Origin of the sequence: Leifsonia sp. T36S-04, from assembly GCF_042465655.1 — a bacterium.
Classification (GTDB): Bacteria; Actinomycetota; Actinomycetes; order Actinomycetales; family Microbacteriaceae; genus Leifsonia.
The window spans coordinates 2,083,120-2,103,351 of record NZ_CP146286.1 but is presented as its reverse complement, the minus strand read 5'-3'; the positions used below and the strand labels follow the sequence as shown (position 1 = coordinate 2,103,351).

General features: G+C 70.2%; 22 protein-coding genes. 14 read left to right on the top strand and 8 right to left on the bottom strand.

The window, feature by feature from the left end:
- Position 1 precedes the first annotated feature (1 nt).
- From deoC to P3F85_RS10215, 4 genes are all read left to right on the top strand, one after another.
- Positions 2-1,039: a deoxyribose-phosphate aldolase gene (gene deoC / locus P3F85_RS10230; protein ID WP_374007222.1), complete on the top strand. Its 1,038-nt coding sequence runs from the start codon at positions 2-4 to the stop codon at positions 1,037-1,039.
- A gap of 15 nt (positions 1,040-1,054) precedes the next feature.
- A complete protein-coding gene (locus P3F85_RS10225; RefSeq protein WP_374007221.1) occupies positions 1,055-2,551 on the top strand; it encodes an aldehyde dehydrogenase family protein in 1,497 nt (498 codons plus the stop codon).
- Entirely contained in the window at positions 2,548-3,408 is an 861-nt protein-coding gene (locus P3F85_RS10220) for an aldehyde dehydrogenase family protein (protein ID WP_374007219.1), read from the top strand. The genes P3F85_RS10225 and P3F85_RS10220 overlap by 4 nt, the downstream gene beginning before the upstream one ends.
- Before the next feature lie 133 nt (positions 3,409-3,541).
- Positions 3,542-4,132: an SGNH/GDSL hydrolase family protein gene (locus P3F85_RS10215; RefSeq protein ID WP_374007218.1), complete on the top strand. Its 591-nt coding sequence runs from the start codon at positions 3,542-3,544 to the stop codon at positions 4,130-4,132.
- Positions 4,133-4,228: 96 nt separating this feature from the next.
- Here the strand turns inward: P3F85_RS10215 and P3F85_RS10210 are convergent, their stop codons facing one another.
- From P3F85_RS10210 to P3F85_RS10200, 3 genes are read right to left on the bottom strand one after another with little or no spacing between them, the layout of a single operon-like run.
- Positions 4,229-5,578: a M20/M25/M40 family metallo-hydrolase gene (locus P3F85_RS10210; protein WP_374007217.1), complete on the bottom strand. Its 1,350-nt coding sequence runs from the start codon at positions 5,576-5,578 to the stop codon at positions 4,229-4,231.
- Complete coding sequence (locus tag P3F85_RS10205; protein ID WP_374007215.1) at positions 5,575-6,108, bottom strand: O-acetyl-ADP-ribose deacetylase; 534 nt, start codon at positions 6,106-6,108, stop codon at positions 5,575-5,577. Before P3F85_RS10205 ends, P3F85_RS10210 begins: the two co-directional genes overlap by 4 nt.
- A gap of 9 nt (positions 6,109-6,117) precedes the next feature.
- Positions 6,118-6,396 (bottom strand): metal-sensitive transcriptional regulator, encoded by a 279-nt coding sequence (locus P3F85_RS10200; RefSeq protein WP_374007213.1) that lies wholly within the window; start codon positions 6,394-6,396, stop codon positions 6,118-6,120.
- Positions 6,397-6,544: 148 nt separating this feature from the next.
- Between P3F85_RS10200 and P3F85_RS10195 the strand changes: the two genes are divergently transcribed.
- The 3 genes from P3F85_RS10195 to P3F85_RS10185 all read left to right on the top strand — a co-directional run bounded on the left by P3F85_RS10195 (position 6,545) and on the right by P3F85_RS10185 (position 9,785).
- Positions 6,545-6,973: an RbsD/FucU domain-containing protein gene (locus P3F85_RS10195; RefSeq protein ID WP_374007212.1), complete on the top strand. Its 429-nt coding sequence runs from the start codon at positions 6,545-6,547 to the stop codon at positions 6,971-6,973.
- Between the two features lie 133 nt (positions 6,974-7,106).
- Complete coding sequence (locus P3F85_RS10190; protein WP_374007210.1) at positions 7,107-7,454, top strand: DUF6804 family protein; 348 nt, start codon at positions 7,107-7,109, stop codon at positions 7,452-7,454.
- A 171-nt stretch (positions 7,455-7,625) separates the two neighbouring features.
- Positions 7,626-9,785, top strand: coding sequence for a DEAD/DEAH box helicase (locus P3F85_RS10185; protein WP_374007208.1), 2,160 nt, complete (start codon positions 7,626-7,628; stop codon positions 9,783-9,785).
- Between the two features lie 98 nt (positions 9,786-9,883).
- Here P3F85_RS10185 and P3F85_RS10180 read toward each other — a convergent pair whose 3' ends face one another.
- Positions 9,884-10,084, bottom strand: coding sequence for a hypothetical protein (locus tag P3F85_RS10180; RefSeq protein WP_374007207.1), 201 nt, complete (start codon positions 10,082-10,084; stop codon positions 9,884-9,886).
- A 43-nt stretch (positions 10,085-10,127) separates the two neighbouring features.
- Positions 10,128-10,520 carry a DUF3224 domain-containing protein gene (locus P3F85_RS10175; RefSeq protein WP_374007205.1) on the bottom strand — a complete coding sequence of 131 codons (393 nt, stop codon included), beginning with the start codon at positions 10,518-10,520 and terminating at the stop codon, positions 10,128-10,130.
- A 76-nt stretch (positions 10,521-10,596) separates the two neighbouring features.
- On the opposite strand from P3F85_RS10175, the gene P3F85_RS10170 reads away from it, so the two are divergent.
- The 4 genes from P3F85_RS10170 to P3F85_RS10155 all read left to right on the top strand — a co-directional run bounded on the left by P3F85_RS10170 (position 10,597) and on the right by P3F85_RS10155 (position 13,784).
- On the top strand, positions 10,597-11,220 hold the full coding sequence (locus tag P3F85_RS10170; protein WP_374007203.1) for a CYTH domain-containing protein: 624 nt from the start codon (positions 10,597-10,599) through the stop codon (positions 11,218-11,220).
- Between the two features lie 98 nt (positions 11,221-11,318).
- Positions 11,319-12,347 (top strand): 6-phosphofructokinase, encoded by a 1,029-nt coding sequence (locus tag P3F85_RS10165; RefSeq protein ID WP_374007201.1) that lies wholly within the window; start codon positions 11,319-11,321, stop codon positions 12,345-12,347.
- Between the two features lie 69 nt (positions 12,348-12,416).
- On the top strand, positions 12,417-13,340 hold the full coding sequence (locus P3F85_RS10160; protein WP_374007199.1) for an NADP-dependent oxidoreductase: 924 nt from the start codon (positions 12,417-12,419) through the stop codon (positions 13,338-13,340).
- 36 nt (positions 13,341-13,376) lie between these two features.
- On the top strand, positions 13,377-13,784 hold the full coding sequence (locus P3F85_RS10155) for a hypothetical protein (protein ID WP_374007198.1): 408 nt from the start codon (positions 13,377-13,379) through the stop codon (positions 13,782-13,784).
- Here P3F85_RS10155 and P3F85_RS10150 read toward each other — a convergent pair.
- Both P3F85_RS10150 and P3F85_RS10145 read right to left on the bottom strand, forming a co-directional pair.
- The gene (locus P3F85_RS10150; RefSeq protein ID WP_374007196.1) at positions 13,781-15,061 is read right to left on the bottom strand and encodes an alpha-hydroxy-acid oxidizing protein; all 1,281 of its coding nucleotides are present in this window, start codon (positions 15,059-15,061) and stop codon (positions 13,781-13,783) included. The genes P3F85_RS10155 and P3F85_RS10150 overlap by 4 nt on opposite strands.
- Positions 15,062-15,154: 93 nt before the next feature.
- Positions 15,155-15,817 (bottom strand): LysR family transcriptional regulator substrate-binding protein, encoded by a 663-nt coding sequence (locus P3F85_RS10145; RefSeq protein ID WP_374007194.1) that lies wholly within the window; start codon positions 15,815-15,817, stop codon positions 15,155-15,157.
- A gap of 33 nt (positions 15,818-15,850) precedes the next feature.
- Here P3F85_RS10145 and P3F85_RS10140 point away from each other — a divergent pair, with 33 nt between their 5' ends.
- Complete coding sequence (locus P3F85_RS10140; protein WP_374007192.1) at positions 15,851-16,237, top strand: DUF5997 family protein; 387 nt, start codon at positions 15,851-15,853, stop codon at positions 16,235-16,237.
- 10 nt (positions 16,238-16,247) lie between these two features.
- Here P3F85_RS10140 and P3F85_RS10135 read toward each other — a convergent pair whose 3' ends face one another.
- Positions 16,248-16,673 carry a DUF1622 domain-containing protein gene (locus P3F85_RS10135; protein WP_374007191.1) on the bottom strand — a complete coding sequence of 142 codons (426 nt, stop codon included), beginning with the start codon at positions 16,671-16,673 and terminating at the stop codon, positions 16,248-16,250.
- Positions 16,674-16,702: 29 nt separating this feature from the next.
- Between P3F85_RS10135 and P3F85_RS10130 the strand changes: the two genes are divergently transcribed.
- Entirely contained in the window at positions 16,703-18,205 is a 1,503-nt protein-coding gene (locus P3F85_RS10130; protein WP_374007189.1) for an SDR family NAD(P)-dependent oxidoreductase, read from the top strand.
- 37 nt (positions 18,206-18,242) lie between these two features.
- Complete coding sequence (locus P3F85_RS10125) at positions 18,243-20,225, top strand: amino acid transporter (RefSeq protein WP_374007187.1); 1,983 nt, start codon at positions 18,243-18,245, stop codon at positions 20,223-20,225.
- Positions 20,226-20,232 lie beyond the last annotated feature (7 nt).

The window sequence follows — 20,232 nt, the reverse complement described above, 5'->3', positions numbered from 1 at the left end:
CGTGACCATCGAGACAACGCCACCGGTGCGCACCCTCGCGCCAGCGGCCCGCGCCGTCGAGGTGCTGGGCGGCGACCTGACCGAGGGGTCGCTGCGCCGCTACCTGGGCGGCATCCCGGGTGTGGATGCCGTCGGCCTGGAGCAGCGCGCCGCCGGCCTGGGCACCCGCTCCATCAAGACGACCAGCAAGAAGTGGGCGCTGGACACCATCATCGAGCTGATCGACCTGACCACGCTCGAGGGCGCCGACACCCCCGGCAAGGTGCGCTCGCTCGTCGCGAAGGCGCTGACTCCGGATGCGTCCGACCCGTCGACCCCGCGCCCTGCTGCAGTCTGCGTGTACGGGGACATGGTGCCGTACGCCGTCGAGGCGCTCGGCGCCTCCCACGCCGGAGCGGTGCGCCGCGCCGGAGGGCAGGGCGGCGTCAACGTCGCGGCCGTCGCGACGGCGTTCCCGAGCGGCCGTGCCTCGCTCGCCGTCAAGCTGGCGGACACGGCGGACGCGGTGGCGGCGGGTGCGGACGAGATCGACATGGTCATCGACCGCGGCGCGTTCCTCTCCGGCCGCTACGGCCTGGTCTTCGACGAGATCGTCGCCGTGAAGGAGGCCTGCCGCCGCGAGGACGGCACGTACGCCCACCTCAAGGTGATCCTGGAGACCGGCGAGCTGAACACCTACGACAACGTGCGCCGCGCCTCCTGGCTCAGCATCCTGGCCGGGGGAGACTTCATCAAGACCTCCACCGGCAAGGTCTCGCCCGCAGCGACCCTCCCGGTGACCCTGCTGATGCTGGAGGTCGTGCGCGACTGGCACCGCCTCACCGGAGAGGAGATCGGCGTCAAGCCGGCCGGCGGCATCCGCTCGTCGAAGGACGCCATCAAGTACCTCGTGACCGTCGCCGAGACGGTGGGCGAGCGCTGGCTCCAGCCGCACCTCTTCCGCTTCGGTGCCTCCAGCCTCCTGAACGACGTGCTGCTGCAGCGCCAGAAGCTGGCCACCGGGCACTACTCCGGCGCCGACTACGTGACGATCGACTGATCAGAAGGATTTGACATGAGCTTCCTCGAATACGCCCCGGCCCCCGAGTCGCGGTCGATCCTCACCCTGCGCGACGAGTACGGCCTCTTCATCGACGGCGAGTTCGTCGCCGGCCACGGCACGCCGTTCCAGACCATCTCTCCGGCCACGGAGGAGCGCCTGGCGACCATCGCGACCGCCGACGCCTCCGACGTGGACACCGCGGTCGCGGCGGCACGCCGTGCCTACGACCGCGTCTGGTCGCGGATGAGCGGCAGCGACCGCGGCAAGTACCTGTTCCGGATCGCCCGGCTCGTGCAGGAGCGCGCGCGTGAGCTGGCGGTCGCCGAGAGCCTCGACAACGGCAAGCCGATCAAGGAGAGCCGGGATGTCGACATCCCGCTCGTGGCCGCCTGGTTCTTCTACTACGCGGGATGGGCGGACAAGCTCGAGCACGCGGGCCTCGGACCTGCTCCGCGCGCCCTGGGCGTCGCCGCGCAGGTCATCCCGTGGAACTTCCCGCTGCTGATGCTCGCGTGGAAGATCGCGCCGGCGCTCGCCGCAGGCAACACGGTCGTCCTGAAGCCCGCCGAGACCACGCCGTTGACAGCACTGCTGTTCGCCGAGATCCTGCAGCAGGCCGAACTCCCGGCCGGCGTCGTCAACATCGTCACCGGCGCCGGGGAGACCGGCCGCGAGCTGGTCGGCCACCCGGACGTGAACAAGGTCGCCTTCACCGGCTCGACCGCGGTCGGGCGGGAGATCGCCCGCAGCGTCGCCGGAACGTCGAAGAAGCTCACTCTGGAACTCGGCGGCAAGGCGGCGAACATCGTCTTCGACGACGCGCCCATCGACCAGGCGATCGAGGGGATCGTCAACGGCATCTTCTTCAACCAGGGCCATGTCTGCTGCGCAGGCAGCCGCCTCCTGGTGCAGGAGAGCATCCACGATGAGGTCGTCGACCGGCTGAAGCGCCGGCTCTCGACCCTGCGCCTGGGTGACCCGCTGGACAAGAACACCGACATCGGCGCGATCAACTCGGCCTCGCAGCTGCAACGCATCCGGGAGCTCTCCGACATCGGCGAGGCGGAGGGCGCCGACCGCTGGACGGCCGACTGCGCGATCCCCGAGAACGGGTTCTGGTTCGCGCCGACGATCTTCGACAACGTGTCGACGAGCCACCGGATCGCCCGCGAGGAGGTCTTCGGACCGGTCCTCTCGGTCCTGACGTTCCGAACACCCGCCGAGGCGATCGCCAAGGCCAACAACACGCCGTACGGCCTGTCGGCCGGCATCTGGTCGGACAAGGGCAGCCGCATCCTGGCCGTCGCGGACAAGCTCCGCGCGGGCGTGGTCTGGGCCAACACTTTCAACCGCTTCGACCCCGCGAGCCCGTTCGGCGGCTACAAGGAGTCCGGCTACGGGCGCGAGGGCGGCCGTCACGGACTCGGCGCGTACCTCGTGCCGGGCCGCTCGCTGCCCGCCGCCTCCTCCATCCCCGCCCGCCTCGCTCGCAAGGGAGCCTCCAAATGAGCCGCTTGGCCGTCCCGAAGACCTACAAGCTCTACATCGGCGGGAAGTTCCCGCGCAGCGAGTCCGGCCGCACCTACGAGGTCGTCTCGGCGAAAGGCGCCTTCCTGGCGAACGCAGCGAAGGGCTCCCGCAAGGATGCGCGCGATGCGGTCGTCGCCGCGCGCGCCGCGGTGTCCGGATGGTCGGGTGCGACCGCGTACAACCGCGGCCAGGTGCTCTACCGCATCGCGGAGCTGATGGAGGGTCGCCGGGTGCAGTTCGTCGACGAGATCCAGAAGGCCGAGGGCGTCTCCGCGGGAGCTGCGACGGCCCAGGTGGACGAGGCGATCGACCGGTGGGTCTGGTACGCGGGATGGGCCGACAAGTTCGCGCAGGTCGCGGGCAACGCCAACCCCGTCTCGGGCCCGTACTTCAACATCTCGGTTCCGGAGCCGACCGGCGTCGTCGCCATCGTCGCGCCGCAGGACTCCAGCCTGCTGGGCTTCGTGAGCGCTGTCGCGCCTGCGCTGGTCGCGGGAAACACCGTCGTCGTGATCGCGAGCGAGCGGTTCCCGCTGTCCGCGATCAGCCTCAGCGAGGTGCTCGCGACGAGCGATGTCCCGGGTGGTGTTGTCAACATCCTCACCGGGTCGCCCGCCGAGATCGCGCCGTGGCTCGCGTCGCACGCCGACGTGAACGCGCTCGATCTGGTCGGCGCGGGGGACCTGGAGTGGATCGACCTGCAGATCTCGGCCGCCGACACGCTGAAGCGCGTGCTGCCGCCCGAGAACGGCCCCGATGCGGCGGCCCCCTCGCTCGACCGGATCGCGTTCTTCACCGAGACCAAGACCGTCTGGCACACCAAGTCCCTGCTCTGACCCTCGTACGATTTGCGCCAAATCGTGGTTCTGCGCCCGCGATGACCGCGATGTGGCGCAAATCGTAGCGAGGCGGCGTTCCTTCCCCTCCCGGAGGTTGTGAGGGAGGATGGGAGGGACGAGGGGAGGCGCGATGGCGGAGGAGTGGAGACCGGAGCGCGGCGAGCTTGCACTCGTCGGCGACAGCCTGACGCAGGGCGGCGACTGGGAGACCCTGCTGCCGGGTGAGGCGGTCCGCAACTTCGGAATGGCGGGCGACACGACCGACGACGTGCTTGCGCGGCTCGGGGATGTGGTGGAGGCCCGTCCGGCCACCATCGCACTGCTCGTCGGGACCAACGACCTGGCCTGGCGCCGGTCCGTGGAGCACGTCGTGCGCAACATCGAGACCATGCTGGTGACGCTCCGCCGGGAGCTGCCGGACACGCGCATCCTGGCTCAGTCGGTGATGCCGCGCGGGCACGAGTTCGCCGACCAGATCCGGGACATCAACCGCCATCTCTGGCAGTTCGCGCCGAGCGCGCACGTCGGCTGGCTCGACCTGTGGCCCGCGCTCGCCCTGGAGGACGGCGAGCTGAACCCCGCTTACACCGAGGACCGCCTCCACCTCAACGCCGAGGGTTACCGCATCTGGGCCGGCGAACTGGCCCCCGCGCTGGAGCGCATTCGCGACCTCCCCCCGAGCAGCCGCGCCATCACCCTCCCCGACCTCGGCAACGCCTGACCCCCGTCCTCCCGCTCAGCCGTCGAGCACAGGAAAAACGCGCGCGACGCGCCGTCCGAGCGCGCACTTTTCCTGTGCTCGACGGCGTCGGGCTGGTCAGGAGGAACGCAGGAGCCGCGTGTAGACGTCGATTCCGCGGAACCAGGTGGAGACGTGGATGTGCTCGTCGCGTGCGTGCAGAGCGCCACGCTGCTCGGCCGACAGCTCGAACGGCGTGAAGCGGTAGACCGCCTCGCAGATGCCGGTGAAGTGCCGGCTGTCGCTCGCACCGAGCATGATGTACGGCGTCACGATCGCGCGCGGGTGCTCGGCGCGGATCGCGGCGGCGAGGCGGTCCCACTGCGGCCCCTCGCAGGGGGAGACCGGCGACGGCTCGCTCGCGTCCACCGCCTCCACCCGGACGGCGTCGTCGCGGATCGCGCGGCGGAGGTGGTCCAGCGTCTCGGCGACCGATGATCCGACGGCGATGCGCGTGTTGACGATGGCCTCGGCGGTCTCGGGCAGCGCGTTCGCGGCGAGACTGCCGCTCAGCTGGGTGACCGCAGTTGTGGTGCGCACGATCGCTCGGGTCTCGTCGCTCAGCCGCCCGAACACCGCGCGCAGCACCGGTTGGAGGCGGCGGGCGCGGACGAAGACCGAGCGCAGGGGCCCGGTCGCGTGCGCGCCGAGCGTCTCCACCATCCGCAGATTCGTCTCGGTCAGCCGTGCCGGGAAGGGCCGCGCGTTGAGCCGGGTGATCGCGCGCGCCAGGCGGACGGTCGCGGTCATCGCCGGGGGAGTGGATGCGTGGCCGCCGTTCTGCTCGACGGTGAGCCGCACGCTGGTGATGCCCTTCTCGCTGACTCCGACCACAGCGATGGGAGCGGTGACTCCGGGGAAGATGCGCTCCACCACCGCGCCGCCCTCGTCGAGCACGAGCGCCGGGCGGATGCCGCGGTCGGCGAGGGCGGCGGCGATCCCCTTCGCGCCGGACCCCACGGTCTCCTCGTCGTGCCCGAAGCTCAGGTAGACGTCGTGCGACGGCACGAAGCCTTCGCTCACCAGGGACTCGACGGCCTCCAGGATCGCGGCGACGGCGCCCTTGTCGTCGATGGCGCCGCGTCCCCAGAGCAGCCGGTGCTCGCCGTGCCCGGTGACTTCCGCCGAGAACGGGGGATGCGTCCATCCCTCGTCCGTCGCCGGCACCACGTCGTAGTGCGCCATGAGCACCGTGGGGGCGCTCTCGTCGCGCCCGCGCCAGCGGTACAGGAGCGAGTATCCGTGCCGTTCGGCCTCGAGGGTCGCGTGCACCGCCGGGTAGAGCCGCGGGAGCTCGTCGAGGAAACGGTCGAACGCCGCCCAATCGGTCTCTTCGACCGCAGTGCGAGACATCGTCGGGATGCGGAGCAGGGCGCGGAAGCGCTCGAGCGACTCCGTCCGGTCGGAGGTCGCGGCCTCGCCCGTCACTCGCCGGCCGCTTCGCGGAAGGCGTGGAACGCCTGATCCGAGAACAGCACGAAGCGCACATGCTCCACGGAGCCGACGCCCGACGACAGCACCGCGCGCACCGTGCTGATCGCGACGCGTGCGGCGTCCTCCATCGGCCAGCCGTAGACGCCGGCCGAGATCGCCGGGAACGCGACGGTGCGGGCGCCCAGCTCGCGTGCGACGCGCAGCGACGAGCGGTAGGCGTTCTGCAGCAGGGGGGTTCGGTCCTCGCTGGCCGACCACACCGGTCCGACCGCGTGGATGACCCAGGTCGCGGTGAGGTCGCCTGCAGTGGTGGCGACGGCCTGGCCGGTCGGCAGCCCGTCCGGCAGGGACGTCGCGCGCAGCTCGCGTGTCGCTTCGAGGATGGCCGGGCCGCCCTTCCGGTGGATCGCGCCGTCGACGCCTCCACCACCGAGGAGTGAAGTGTTCGCAGCGTTCACGATCGCGTCGACGGTCTCGTGGGTGATGTCTCCGCGGACGATGCGGAGGAGTTCGTTGTCGCTCATCGTCGCCGATCAGCCCCGGTTGTTGGAGAGCTCGTAGATCTTCAGAAGCTCGACGATCGCCTCGTCGCGGGCGCTCCCGCCCTCCTCGAACGCCTCGGCGACGTGGGTGCGGAGGTGGTTCTCCACCAGAAGCCGGTTAAGCGAGCCGAGCGACTTCTGGATGGCGAGGGACTGCGTGATGATGTCGATGCAGTAGTCCTCGTTCTCGACCATCTTCTCGAGCCCGCGGAGCTGCCCTTCGAGGATGCGCGTCCGGTGGAGCGCGCGCTTCTTGATGTCTGCGATCACCCCCTCAGGATAATCCCGGGCCGGTCATACCCCGGAGGGGTAGTTTCCCCCAGACCTCCCCCCAATGGGGGGTGGGGGTGGACATACAGCCGGGTCTATCCTCCAGGGAGGGGTTGAGAAATATTCGTTTAACAGGAAAGGCCCGACTTTGCTGAAGAACCTCAGCCCGCTGCTGTCCGGTGCGCTGTTGAGCGCGCTCGACGCCATGAGAGATGGCGAAACGCTGACCCTCGTGGGCAGCGGCTACCCGGAAGACCAAATCGCCTCACCCGTCGTCCACCTCGGTGACGACGTCACGACGGAGGCCGCCGCTGAGGCGATCCTCTCCGTGTTCCCGCTCGATCCGGAGGATGCCTCGCCGATCGTTTTCCTCGACCTCTCCGACGAACCCTACGACGTACCCGACGTCGCGTTCGCGGTGAGCGGGATCGCGTCCGACGCGGAACTCCGCCGAGTTCCCATGACCCGACTCGAGCTCGAACCGTTCCTCGAGCTCGCCCGCAACTCCGCAGTGACGGTGCGCGTCGGTTCCGACGCGCCGCCGTGCGCATTCCTGCTCCGACGGGGAGTCCTGTAATCCGCGCGCGTCCCCGTCGGCGCATCCACAGCACCACGTCGCCCGCCCGGCCGGAGAGAACGTCTCCGCAACCGGGCGGGCGCACCACGTCCGGCGTCACCTCGAGGCACGGCGCCGCGTAGAGTGGGGTGCCGTGTCCCGTCCCCACACTCCCCAGCCGCCCGCCTTCAACCGGGCCGCTCTCGTGCCCGGCCTGCTCGGGGCGATCGTGCTCTTGGCCGGACTCGCTCTGGTCGGAGGCGACTGGTACCTCTACATCCGGTACGCGGTCAGCATCCTGGCCCTCATCCTCTGCGTGTTCGCTGGGCAGGCGAAGAAATGGTGGTGGCTGGCCGGCCTCATCCCCGTCGCCGTGATCTGGAATCCGGTCTGGCCGCTCGCGTTGGGTGCCCTCGCGCTCCAGGGTCTCTCGATCGTCGCGGCAGTGCTTTTGGTCGCTGCGGCGGTCACAATCAAGATCCCCGCGGACACGCGTCGCTGAAAGCGCCCGCGTGCCGTAAAATGGGTGCTGCGCGGCCATCCTGTGCTGCGTTTCCGGCGTCATCCGCGTCGAGCCCGGTCCACTCGGTTCCGGTCCTCACCGCCTCCGCCGGCCTCACGCCCACTCGGCGTCGCGTCCTCGGACAGCGCGCGGCGCCTGTTCTGGAGGACCATGTCTCGTTCCGGTCAGCGCACCAGCCCGACCAGGCCGCAGCAGCGGAAGAACCGGCACGCCAACAACGACGGACTCATCCCGGTCCTCGCGCGCAAGGTGCGCGAGGTCGAGGCGAAGGCGGCTGACGGCAAGAAGCTCGGACCGACCAACCGCACCAAGTTCCAGGTGATCGCGTTCCTGATGCGCGAGGAGCGCGCCCGCGCCAAGGCGGACACCGAACTGAGCGACGCCGCCCGCGCCGAACAGCTGAAGCGGCTCGACGGCATCGCCACCATCCTCGCCAAGACCGCCGCCCGGGACACCTCGCTGATCCAGCTGCTGGAGAGCGAGTCCGCACCCACCGCCACGGCACAGAAGCTGCGGCGGGATTGGCTGCTCGAGTCGGGCACGGAGCTGTCGCCCGACGACCTCATCATCACGATCGACCGTCCCGTCGCCACGCAGGACAGCGTCATCCCGCCGGAGCTGGCCGAGAAGCAGGTCGTTCCGCAGTCGGTGAAGGCGCGCCAGCTCTCCAACCCGTTCCTCGCCCCCGACTTCTCGCGGCTGACGCCCTCGGCGCCGACGCCGAGGCGGCGCCTCGACTCGTGGGAGCTGCTGGGTCCGCTGTTCAAGTCGTTCGAGTACGGGTCGGGCGGGCAGGCGGCAAGCATGGACCTGCCGCCGGCTCCGCCGATCGACCGCTACTCGCCGAACGGCCTGGAGCTGATGCACCACCAGTCGCGGTTCATCGAGAGCGTGCGCCTCGGCCACCGTTCCTTCCTGCTCGCCGACGAGCCGGGCCTCGGTAAGACTGCGCAGTCGATCCTCGCCGCCTCCGTCGCGGGCGCGTACCCGCTGCTCGCCGTCGTTCCGAACGTCGTGAAGATGAACTGGGCGCGCGAGGTCGAGCGCTGGACGCCGCACCGCCGCGCCACCGTCATCCACGGCGACGGTGAGGGTCTGGACGCTTTCGCCGACGTGGTGATCGTCAACTACGAGGTGCTCGACCGGCACCTCTCCTGGCTGAGCACGCTCGGGTTCAAGGGGATGGTCGTCGACGAGGCGCACTTCATCAAGAACCTTCACTCGCAGCGTTCCCGCCTCGTGCTCGGGCTGGCGGACGCGATCCGGGCGAAGACGCCGGACCCGCTGATGCTCGCGCTCACGGGTACGCCGCTGATCAACGACATCGACGACTTCAAGGCGATCTGGCAGTTCCTCGGCTGGATCGACGGCAACAAGCCGACCGCGCAGCTGATGGAGCACCTGGAGGAGTCGGGGCTGACGCCCGCCGACTTCGGGTTCTACTCCGCCGCCCGCGAGGCGGTCATCGACATGGGCATCGTCCGTCGCCGCAAGATCGATGTGGCGGCAGACCTGCCCAGCCGGCGCGTCGTGGACCTGCCCGTCGAACTCGACGACGACCTGGGCCGCTCGATCCGGCAGGCCGAGAGGGAGCTCGCGGCTCGGCTGGTCGCGAAGTACCAGCGCGCCTCGGCCGCCGGTCGCCCGGACTCCTTCGACGGCGACGATGAGGCCCACCGCAAGCACCTCATCCGTCTGGTGGCGCAGTCCGAGCTCGAGGAGTCGAAGTCGGCGAAGTCGGGCGAGAACGTCTTCACCATGGTCCGGAAGATCGGTCAGGCGAAGGCGGGACTGGCGTCCGATTACACGGCCCAGCTGGCGAGGTCGGTCGGCAAGGTCGTCTTCTTCGCGAAGCACATCGACGTGATGGATGCTGCGGAGGAGGCGTTCGCCGCCCGCGACCTCAAGACGATCTCGATCCGCGGAGACCAGTCGGCGCTCGCCCGGCAGCGGGAGATCGACGCGTTCAACAACGACCCCGAGGTCGCGGTGGCGGTCTGCTCGCTGACCGCGGCCGGCGTCGGCCTGAACCTGCAGGCGGCGTCGAACGTCGTCCTCGCCGAGCTGTCCTGGACGGCGGCGGAGCAGACCCAGGCGATCGACCGCGTCCACCGCATCGGTCAGGAGGAGCCGGTGACGGCGTGGCGGATCATCGCGGCGCAGACCATCGACTCCAAGATCGCGGAGCTGATCGACGCCAAGCAGGGACTCGCCGCCCGGGCCCTCGACGGCAGCGACGTGGAGGTCGGGTCCACCGACTCCGTGCAGCTGGACGCCCTCATCCACCTCCTCACCGACGCCCTGTCCTAACACCCTCGCCAACGCAGCCCGCGAGCACAGGAAAACTGCGCCGCCACGCCGCAAACGGGCGCACTTTTCCTGTGCTCGCGGGCTGCGGGCGGGACGGGTCAGGCGATTTCGGCGTCGTCGGGGTCGAGGGGGACAGGACGGTCGTCGTCGGGGAGGATCTCGTCGTCCTCGTCGTCGACCACGGGGAGGTCCTCAGGGTCGTGAATGACGGGATCCGGCTCGTAGTCGGCCTCCTGCGCCTCGCGGAAGTCGTCGAGGTCCTCGTCGTCCCGGTCGTCACGTCCTCTGGGGTCGCTCATGCCCCGAGGGTACCTCCGGGGGGCGCGGCCGTGAAGAGTCGATTCAGGCCAGCTCGAAGACGAAGAACGCGCCTCGATCGTCGTGCTCGATCCGAGCGAGACCGCGGAATCCGGCGAAGTCGCCCGTGCCCGTCCCGGGGATGATGTGACCGAACGCCGAGGCATCATCCGGGTGCTGCAGCGCGCCGTGGTGCACCGTCAGCGACCCGGTGCGGCCGTCGTCCAGCGTTCCGGTGATGCGCTCGGCGGCCAGGTAGCCGCGGCCGCCCTCCTCCGTACCGGAGGACACGAAATGCGCGACCGATTCGCCCACGAGCCCCTCGGTGTACGTCTTTCGCATGACGATGGCGCCGACCCAGTCGCCGTCGATCCCGGGGAGTTCAGCGGGGTCCCAGCCGGTCACATCGAAGCGGGCGGTGATGGTCTCTGAGGTCATGCGTCCACCGTAGGGGCGGGACGGGGGCCCGCGCTTGAAATTTCGCGACAGCGCATTTGTGGGCTAAACAGGGGGGATGCCGGACCAGCCCCACCACTCTCAGGTCGAGATCGAGCGCAAGTACGACGTGGATGCGCAGGCGCAGCATCCACTGCTCGTCGGCGTCGGCGCGGTCGCAGTGCAGGGCGAACCCGAGCGGAACGAGCTGGTCGCGACCTACTTCGACACCGCCGACCTCGCACTCGCTCACAACAGGACGGCCGTCCGGATCCGCCGCGGCGGTCATGATGCCGGCTGGCACGTGAAGGAGCCCGCCGACGAGGGCCGCACGGAGCTCCACTGGCCGCTCACCGACGACGATGTGCCCCCCGCCGAGCTGCGCCACCACCTGCGGCATCTGATCGGCGACGAACCGCTCGTGCCGATCGCCCGTGTCACGAACCTGCGCGACAGCGTGCTGCTACAGGATGCCGCCGGCTTCGAGGTCGCGGAGCTGACCGACGACCACGTGCGCAGCGAGAACCTGCGCTCGGGCGGCACGCAGGAGTGGCGCGAGTGGGAGGTGGAGCTGCTCGGGGGCGCCCCCGACACCCGGGAGCGGCGGAATGAGCTCCTCGACGGCATCGAGGAGCGGCTGCTCGCCGCGGGCGCCCGTCCGTCCGAGAGCTCCTCGAAGCTCCAGCGCGCGCTCGGGCTCTGATCCGCCTACCACCAGCGGACACGCTCCGTCCAGTGCGATTTTGTGCAGCCACGCGTTGGCGGGCATGATTCAAGCACGCATTTGAGAAACGGAGCGACATGAAGATCGGCATCCTCACCAGCGGCGGCGACTGCCCGGGCCTGAACGCGGTCATCCGCGGGGCGGTCCTGAAGGGCGATCGCGTCTACCGCTCGGAGTTCGCCGGCTTCCGCTACGGCTGGCGCGGCGTGGTGGAGGGCGACATCATGCCTCTCGACCGGCACAGCGTGCGCGGCCTGTCGCGCCAGGGTGGAACCATCCTCGGCTCCAGCCGCACGAACCCGTTCGAGACGGACAAGGGCGGCCCCGAGAACATCCAGCGGATGATGGACGAGAACGGCATCGACGCCATCATCGCCATCGGCGGCGAGGGCACGCTGACCGCGGCCCGCCGTCTCACCGACGCGGGGCTCAAGATCGTCGGCGTCCCGAAGACGATCGACAACGACCTGGCCGCCACCGACTACTCCTTCGGCTTCGACACCGCCGTCGAGATCGCGACCGAGGCCATCGACCGTCTGCGTACGACCGCGGAATCGCACCAGCGCTGCATGGTCGTCGAAGTCATGGGCCGCCACGTCGGCTGGATCGCCCTGCACTCGGGCATGGCGGGTGGCGCGCACGCCATCCTCATCCCGGAGCAGCCGAAGTCGATCGACCAGATCTGCGAGTGGGTGGAGTCGGTGCGCGACCGTGGCCGCGCCCCCGTCATCGTCGTCTCGGAGGGCTTCCACCTCGACACCATGGAGGAGGCGCACTCGCACAAGGGTCTGGATGCGTTCAACCGCCCGCGACTCGGCGGCATCGGCGAGATGCTCGCGCCGATGATCGAGGAGCGCACCGGGATCGAGTCCCGCGCGACCGTGCTCGGCCACATGCAGCGTGGCGGGGTGCCGAGCGCGTACGACCGGGTGCTCGCCACCCGTCTGGGCATGGCCGCGGTGGACGCGGTGTACGAGGGACGCTGGGGTTCGATGGTGTCCCTGCGCGGGACCGATGTGGTCAACGTCTCGATCGCGGATGCGACCGGGGGCCTCAAGACGGTCCCCGACGCGCGCTACGAAGAGGCGGCCCTGCTCTTCGGCTGAGCCGTGATTCCCTGCTCATCGTGAGCCGGCGGGTCTAGGCTCCTGCTACCAGAGGGAAGGAGCCCGCCCGTGCCGCGATTCGTCCAGTTCGAGGAGTTCGGTTCGCGCGACTACCTGCAGGTGGTCCAGCGGGAGAGGCCGTGGCCGGGCCCCGGCCAGATCCTGGTGCGCGTGATGGCGGCCGGGTTGAACCCGATGGACTACAAGGCGTACCGCAGCGAGCAGGCCGCCGCGCGCATGGGCGTGACCCTGCCGAGCGGGATCGGACAGGACTTCGCCGGTTTCGTCGAGGAGCTCGGCGAGAGGGCGACCCGGTTCGAGATGGGACAGGCGGTGCTGGGCACCGCTCCCTTCGCGTCGATCGCCGACTTCGTCGTCGTGCCGGAGGACGGGCAGGTGATCCCGAAGCCGGACCCGCTCACCTTCGAGGTCGCCGGTTCCCTCGGCGTCGTCGGCCGGACGGCCATGGCGACGGTGCGCTCGCTCGACCTCCACGAGCGCGACACCGTGCTCGTCAGTGCCGCCGCGGGCGGTGTCGGGGTGCTGGCCGCACAACTCGCGGTGCGCTCGGGCGCGACCGTCATCGGTACGGCGGGCGAGGAGAACCACGAGTATCTCGAGTCGCTGGGCATCATCCCGGTCACGTACGGCGACGGCCTGGCGGACCGGGTGCGTGATCTCATCGACGACGACCGGGTGACCGCCGTGCTCGACAACTACGGCGGAGGGACGATCGAGGCGGCGCTGGAGCTGGGCGTGCCCATCGAGCGGGTGAATACGATCGCCGCCTACGGTCCAGCGGCGCACGGCGCGAAGAACGTGGGCGGCCGCGCGGCGGGCAACGCCGAGCTGGCAGAACTGGCCGCCCTTCTCGCCGAGAACGAGCTGGTGCTGCCGATCGACTCCATCTACCCCATCGAGCGCACGGCCGAGGCGTATGGGCGTCTGGAAGCCGGCCACGTCCGCGGCAAGGTCGTCGTCGTCACCGACTGACCTGGGCCGGGGGACCGGCCCATGAAAGGAGCATCCATGATCACGGACGACATCGCCCGGCAACTCCGCACAGCAGGATTGCGCTGGCAGCCGGCGTCGGGCGACACGTTCGCCATCGACCGGCCCGGGATGGAGGGGGAGCGGTTCACGGTGAGCGAGATGACGATCGAGCCGCACCATTTCGACACCGGCACGATCCTCGGCTTCAACGGCACCACCGAGTGGGCGCTCGACTCGCTCGCCGTCGAGGATGCCCTGTGGATCCCGCGCGAGGACCAGCTGCGCGAGCTGCTCGGCGGCAGCTTCCGTCACCTCGCGCGCACCCCGGACGGGTACCGGGTCACTGTGTTCTTCGGCGGTGACGAGCGGATGTTCGAGCACGAGGACGCCCCGTCCGCGTACGCGCAGGCACTGCTGTCGCTGATCGGGGCGTCGGTCTCCTAGGCGAGGATCGCGGGGCTCAGGTCCGCGACGCTGCGGACGCCGGTCAGCCCCAAGGTGATGTCGAGTTCCGCGATGGTGTTGCGCAGCAGCTCCCGCACTCCGTCCTCGCCCGCCAACGCGAGCGCGTAGGCGTACGGACGCCCGATCGCCACCGCCCGTGCGCCGAGCGCGAGCGCGATCACGGCGTCCGCACCGCTGCGGATGCCGCTGTCGAAGATCACCGGGACGCGGCCGTCGACCGCCTCGACGACGCCCGGCAGCGCATCCAGGGCGGCGACCTCGCCGTCGATCTGACGGCCGCCGTGGTTCGACACCAGCACTCCGTCCATCCCCGCGTCGAGCGCACGGCGCGCGTCGTCGGGATGGAGCATGCCCTTGAGCACGATCGGGAGCCGGGTGCGCTCGCGCAGGAAGGCCAGATCGTCCCAGGTCAGGGAGGGGTCGGCGAAGACGTCGAGGAAGGTCTCGACCGCGGCGAGCGGCTCGCCCGACCGCAGGTTCTCGCGCAGCCGGCCCGGGTGGTGGCGCAGGATGCTGGCGAACGATGCGAGCGCGGCGGGCGTCGGAGCCGTCGACGGACGGGCGCCTCCTGCCGCTCGCACCCGCTCGCGGACCAGGTGCTGGAACACCGGGTCGCTCGTGTACTGCGCGATGCCGAGCCCGCGGCTGAACGGCAGGTAGCCCAGGTCGAGGTCGCGCGGCCGCCAGCCGAGCACGTGCGTGTCGAGCGTGACGACGATGGCCTCGCAGCCCGCTCGCTCGGCGCGGTCGACCAGGCTGCCGACGAGCTCCCGCGACGAGCTCCAGTACAGCTGGAACCAGCGCGAGGCACCGGGCGCCACGGCATCCATCGCCGCCCCCACAGCCTCCATCGGCTGCGATGCCTGAGTGGACAGGGTTACCGGGACGCCCAGGGACGCGGCGGCGCGCGCGGCCGCAGCATCGCCGCCGCGCCGGGCCAGTTCGAGGACGCCGATCGGCGCGAGGAGGAGCGGGGTCGCACGGCGGACACCGAACAGCTCGATCGACAGGTCGCGGGCGGAGACATCGCGCAGCACGCGCGGGACGATCCGCCGCGTGCGGAAGGCCTCGAGGTTCGCCGCCGCGGTGCGTTCGAGCCCTGCGGAGCCGGCGATGTACGCGAAGGCGGCGCGGCTCATCCGCCGCTGCGCCTCCCGCTCAAGCCGGGCGAACCCGACCGGGATGCGTGGCCGCCGCCCGGCGACCCCCGCCCGGTAGATCTCGGACTGGGCGTCGCGTCCGGCGCTGGTGCTCATGCTGCCATTCTGGTCCCTCCCGCGGCGGCATCCATGGGACGCAACACGCCGTGAACGCGGACGGATAACGGCGTGTTGCGTCCCACGGATCGGTCAGCGGCGGCGGGGGCGCTTGCGGGGGGCGGAGGGCTTGCGTGGGGCGGGCTTGCGCGGCGTGCGGGGGGCGCGCGTCTCCGCCGCCTCCTTCGCTGCGGCCTCCTTCGCGGCGACCTCGGGGTTGCGGGAGCTGTGCGCGGTGCGGCCGCGCACGATCCCGATGAAGTCGTCGACCAGTGGATGCTGCGCCTCGCGCGGCCAGGTCAGGCCGATGGTGCTCTGCCCGGCGTCCTCGACGCGCAGCGCGACAACGTCCTTCCGCCGGAGCGCCTTCGCGACCGATGCCGGCAGCAGCGCGACGCCTGTGCCCTCCGCCATGCTCCGCAGCAGAGCCTCCGACGGCTCGCCGGGCACCCGCGGCTCGTCCTCGAAGTCGGCGAGGTGCAGTTTCTCGCCCTCATCGGCCTTGAGCGTCAGCAGGTGCTCGTGGTGCACGACCACCACGATGTCCTCGGAGTACAGCGGAATGAGGTGGCGGCCGTCGTCCGGCTCCGCGTCGCGCGCGAAGACCATGTCGGCTTCGCCCTCCTCCAGCACCCGCAGCGGGTCGTCGCTCGGCCGCACCACCAGCTCCACGTCGGGATACCGCTGTTCGAAGGCGCGCGTCCACTTGCCGACGGTGACACCGAGCGGGAAGGCGATGGAGAAACGAGAGGACACCTGACGAGGGTAGCGAACGGTAGCCTGGGACGTATGAAGGCGCAGACCATGAAAGCGGCCACCGCGGCCAAGAAACTCGGCATCTACCTGCCGGCGGCGCCCGACGACTTCCGGGAGCGCGAGATCAGCCGCACCGAGCTGGACGGCTACATCGCCGATCCGCCCGAGTGGCTGCGCACCCTGCGGGCCGACGGTCCGCACCCGCGCGACGAGGTGGCGCGCAAGCTCGGCGTCTCGAACTCGGGGCTGGCCCGCGGGGGAGTGACCGAGGCGCTGACGACGGCCGAGATCAAGGCACTGCTTCAGGACCCGCCGCAGTGGCTGGTCGACGAGCGTGCGACGCAGGCGGCGGTCCGGGCAGAGAACGCACGGGTCAAGCAGCGCGACGCCGAGCGCGCGGAGCGCCGCGCGGCGGAGTAACGGGCCGTCGTCAGACGCCGGGTGCTTCGCCCGTGCCGTCCGGCGTCCGCGTGGCCGACCGTGCGGTCCGCGCCAGCGCCTCCGGCCCGGTGACGAGCGCGCGCCGCCACGGTGCGACCCCGTCGATCTCGATCTGCAGCGAGAAGCTGAGGATGGTCCTGATGAGCACGATGATCCCCAGCACGAACGCGTCGGTGAGCGACGGTGTCGAGGTCACGGTCCGCACCAGGTCGGCGGCGACGAGGATCTCCAGCCCGAGCAGGATGACCCCGCCGAAGCTCTCGCGCAGCGTCCGGAACGCCGCCGCCCCGCTGTTCTGACGCCGCCAGGCGACCAGCGCCAGGCCGATCGCCACCACGAACCCGACGGCCATCGCGGCGACTCCCGCGAACTCGAACGCAATGGCCGTGAGCCCGAACAACGCGTGCGCATCCATGCGCTCATCGTGCCACGTAGAATTCTCCGGTGCCTCCCGAAACCCCGGCCGCCTCCGGCCTCGACCCCGACGACCTCGCGGCCGCCCTCCGCGTGCTCGCGCAGCTCCACGAGCTCGACCAGGACCACCCCGACTTCGTGGCTGTGCGGCGTGCGACCGGTCACATGTTCAAGGCGGTCAAGCAGGAACGGCGCCGCACGCTGCGCCAGCAGGTCCAGGATGCGGACCGCGCCGTAATCGCGGCCACCGCCACCGGCGCGCCCGACCGGATCGACGACGAGACGCGCGGCCGCGAGCTCACGTCCAGCACGAGCGGGTCGCACACCGCAGGGACCCTCATCACTCCGCGCGCCTGCTACATCTGCAAGCAGCCGTACACGGAGGTCGACTGGTTCTACCACCAGCTCTGCCCGTCGTGCGCGGCATTCAGCCACCTGAAGCGCAACGCCCGCACCGATCTCACCGGCAAGCGCGCCTTGCTCACCGGCGGCCGCGCCAAGATCGGCATGCACATCGCACTGCGGCTGCTGCGCGACGGCGCCCACCTGACGATCACCACGCGATTCCCCAGGGATGCGGTGCGCCGCTTCTCGCAACTCCCCGATTCCGGGGAGTGGCTGCACCGCCTCCGGGTCGTCGGCATCGACCTGCGCGACCCGGCCCAGGTCATCGCGCTCGCCGACTCGGTCGCCGAGCGGGGGTCGCTCGACATCCTGATCAACAACGCGGCCCAGACCGTCCGCCGTTCACCCGGCTCGTACTCGCTGCTCGCCGAGGCGGAGACGCAGCCGCTGCCCGACGGCCCCCTGCCGGAACTCGAGACCTTCGGGCACACCGCCGACCCGCATCCGCTCTCGCTGGAGCGATCGGTCGCCGCGCATCCACTGCTCTCGGCGGCCGACGTCCGCGGGACCATCGCAGAACTCGCCGGCCCCGGCGTCCTCACCGCCGACGACCTCGCGACGGCAGCGATGGCCGCCGGGTCGTCGTCGCTCGCCCGGCACGCCGACGGCTCCGCCATCGATGCGGGCGGTCTCGTGCCGGACGTGGCGCACGTCAACAGCTGGACGCAGACCATCGGCTCCGTCGACGCGCTCGAGCTGCTCGAAGTGCAGCTGTGCAACCAGACCGCGCCCTTCATCCTGATCGACCGGCTGCGGCCGTCGCTCGCCGCGGCGGGCCGCTCCTACGTCGTCAACGTCTCGGCGATGGAGGGAGTGTTCGGCCGCCAGTACAAGGGTCCCGGCCACCCCCACACCAATATGTCGAAGGCCGCTCTGAACATGCTCACGCGGACGAGCGCGGGCGAGCTCTTCGAGAGCGACGGCATCCTGATGACCGCGGTCGACACCGGCTGGATCACCGACGAGCGGCCGCACCACACGAAGGTGCGGCTGGCCGAGGAGGGCTTCCACGCCCCGCTCGACCTCGTCGACGGTGCGGCGCGCGTGTACGACCCGATCGTCCGCGGCGAGGCCGGAGAGGACGTGCATGGGGTCTTCCTGAAGGACTACCGTGCCTCGGCCTGGTGAGCGGTACGATCAGCACGAAACCGAAGGGACGCGGACGATGACCTCGCGCGAAGCCATTCCCGTTCCCGGTCAGGCGCGTCCCGTCCCCGCGGTGGCCCGCGGTGGCCGGCTCCGGCACTGGCTGCTCACGGGCCTCGTGGATGAGCGCGGCACCCAGCAGGGACCGCACGGCCGCAACCCGGAGCGGACCCACTCGTGGTGGCAGGTCATGTGCCTCACCGGTGTCGACTACTTCTCGACCCTCGGCTACCAGCCGGCCATCGCTGCGCTGGCGGCCGGTCTCGTCTCGCCGTTCGCCACTCTGGTCCTGGTGGCCCTGACCCTGCTCGGCGCGCTTCCGGTGTACCGGAGGGTCGCGCGGGAGAGCTTCCGCGGCTCGGGCTCCATCGCCATGCTGGAGCGCCTGCTGCCCTGGTGGGCGGGCAAACTCCTCGTCCTCGTCCTGCTCGGCTTCGCCGCGACGGACTTCATGATCACCATCACGCTGTCGGCGGCCGACGCGTCGGCACACGCGATCGAGAACCCCTTCGCACCCGAATGGTTCCACGGCAACAACGTCCTGATCACCCTCGTGCTGCTCGCCCTCCTCGGCGCGGTCTTCCTGCGGGGGTTCAAGGAGGCGATCGGGATCGCCGTGGTGCTGGTCGGGGTGTACCTGGCGCTCAATGTGGTCGTGGTGGGGACCTCCATCGTCCAGGTGTTCCTGCACCCGACGGCGATCGACGACTGGTGGAGCGCGCTGTTCCAGCAGCACGGCGACCCGCTGATCATCGTGGGGGTCGCGCTGATCGTGTTCCCGCGGCTCGCGCTCGGCCTGTCCGGCTTCGAGACCGGCGTCGCCGTGATGCCGCAGATCAAGGGCCGGCCGGACGACGACCCGGCGTACCCGAAGGGGCGCATCCGTGGAGCGGGGCGGCTGCTCACCACGGCCGCGATCATCATGAGCGTGTTCCTCATCACGTCGAGCTTCACGACGACGCTGCTCATCCCGCAGCGCGACTTCCAGCCGGGCGGACCGGCCAACGGCCGAGCGCTGGCATACCTCGCGCACGAGTACCTGGGCAACGGCTTCGGCACGGTCTACGACATCAGCACCATCCTCATCCTCTGGTTCGCCGGCGCCTCGGCGATGGCCGGCCTGCTGAACCTCGTGCCGCGTTACCTGCCGCGGTATGGGATGGCGCCCCAGTGGGCGCGCGCGGTGCGACCCCTGGTGCTCGTGTTCACGGCGATCGCCTTCCTCATCACGCTGGTGTTCCAGGCCAGCGTGGATGCGCAGGGCGGCGCGTACGCGACCGGCGTGCTGGTGCTCATCACCTCCGCGTCGCTCGCGGTGACGCTCTCGGCCCGCCGCAAGCGGCAGCCGAAGCGCGTGGTGGCGTTCGGCATCATCACGGCGATCTTCGTGTACACGACCATCGACAACATCATCGAGCGGCCGGACGGCCTGCGGATCGCGGCGCTCTTCATCCTCGGCATCCTCGTGGTGTCGATCGTCTCGCGCATCGGCCGGTCGTTCCAGTTGCGCGCCACCTCGGTGACGCTCGACGTGACCGCGCTCGACTTCGTGCTGGAGGATGCAGAAGAGGGCGAGATCCGCATCATCTCGCACGAGCCGGACGTGGATACGACCACCGAGTACTCGCAGAAGAACAAGGATGAGCGGAAGTTCAGCCACATCCCGCAGCGGTCGCGCACCATCTTCCTCGAGGTGATGAAGTCCGACTCCTCGGACTTCGAAGAGGATCTGCTGGTCCACGGCGTGGTGAAGCACGGGTACCGGGTGCTACAGGTGAAGAGCGGCAACGTGCCGAACACCATCGCAGCGGTGCTGCTCGAGATCCGGGACATCACGGGCGTCGTGCCGACGATCTACTTCGAGTGGACGGAAGGCAATCCGATCTCGAACATGTTCCGCTACCTGATCACCGGTGTGGGCGAGGTCGCCCCGGTGACCCGCGAGGTGCTCCGCGAAGCAGAGAAGGACATCAAGCGGCGGCCGGCCGTGCACGTGTCCTGAGCACTGC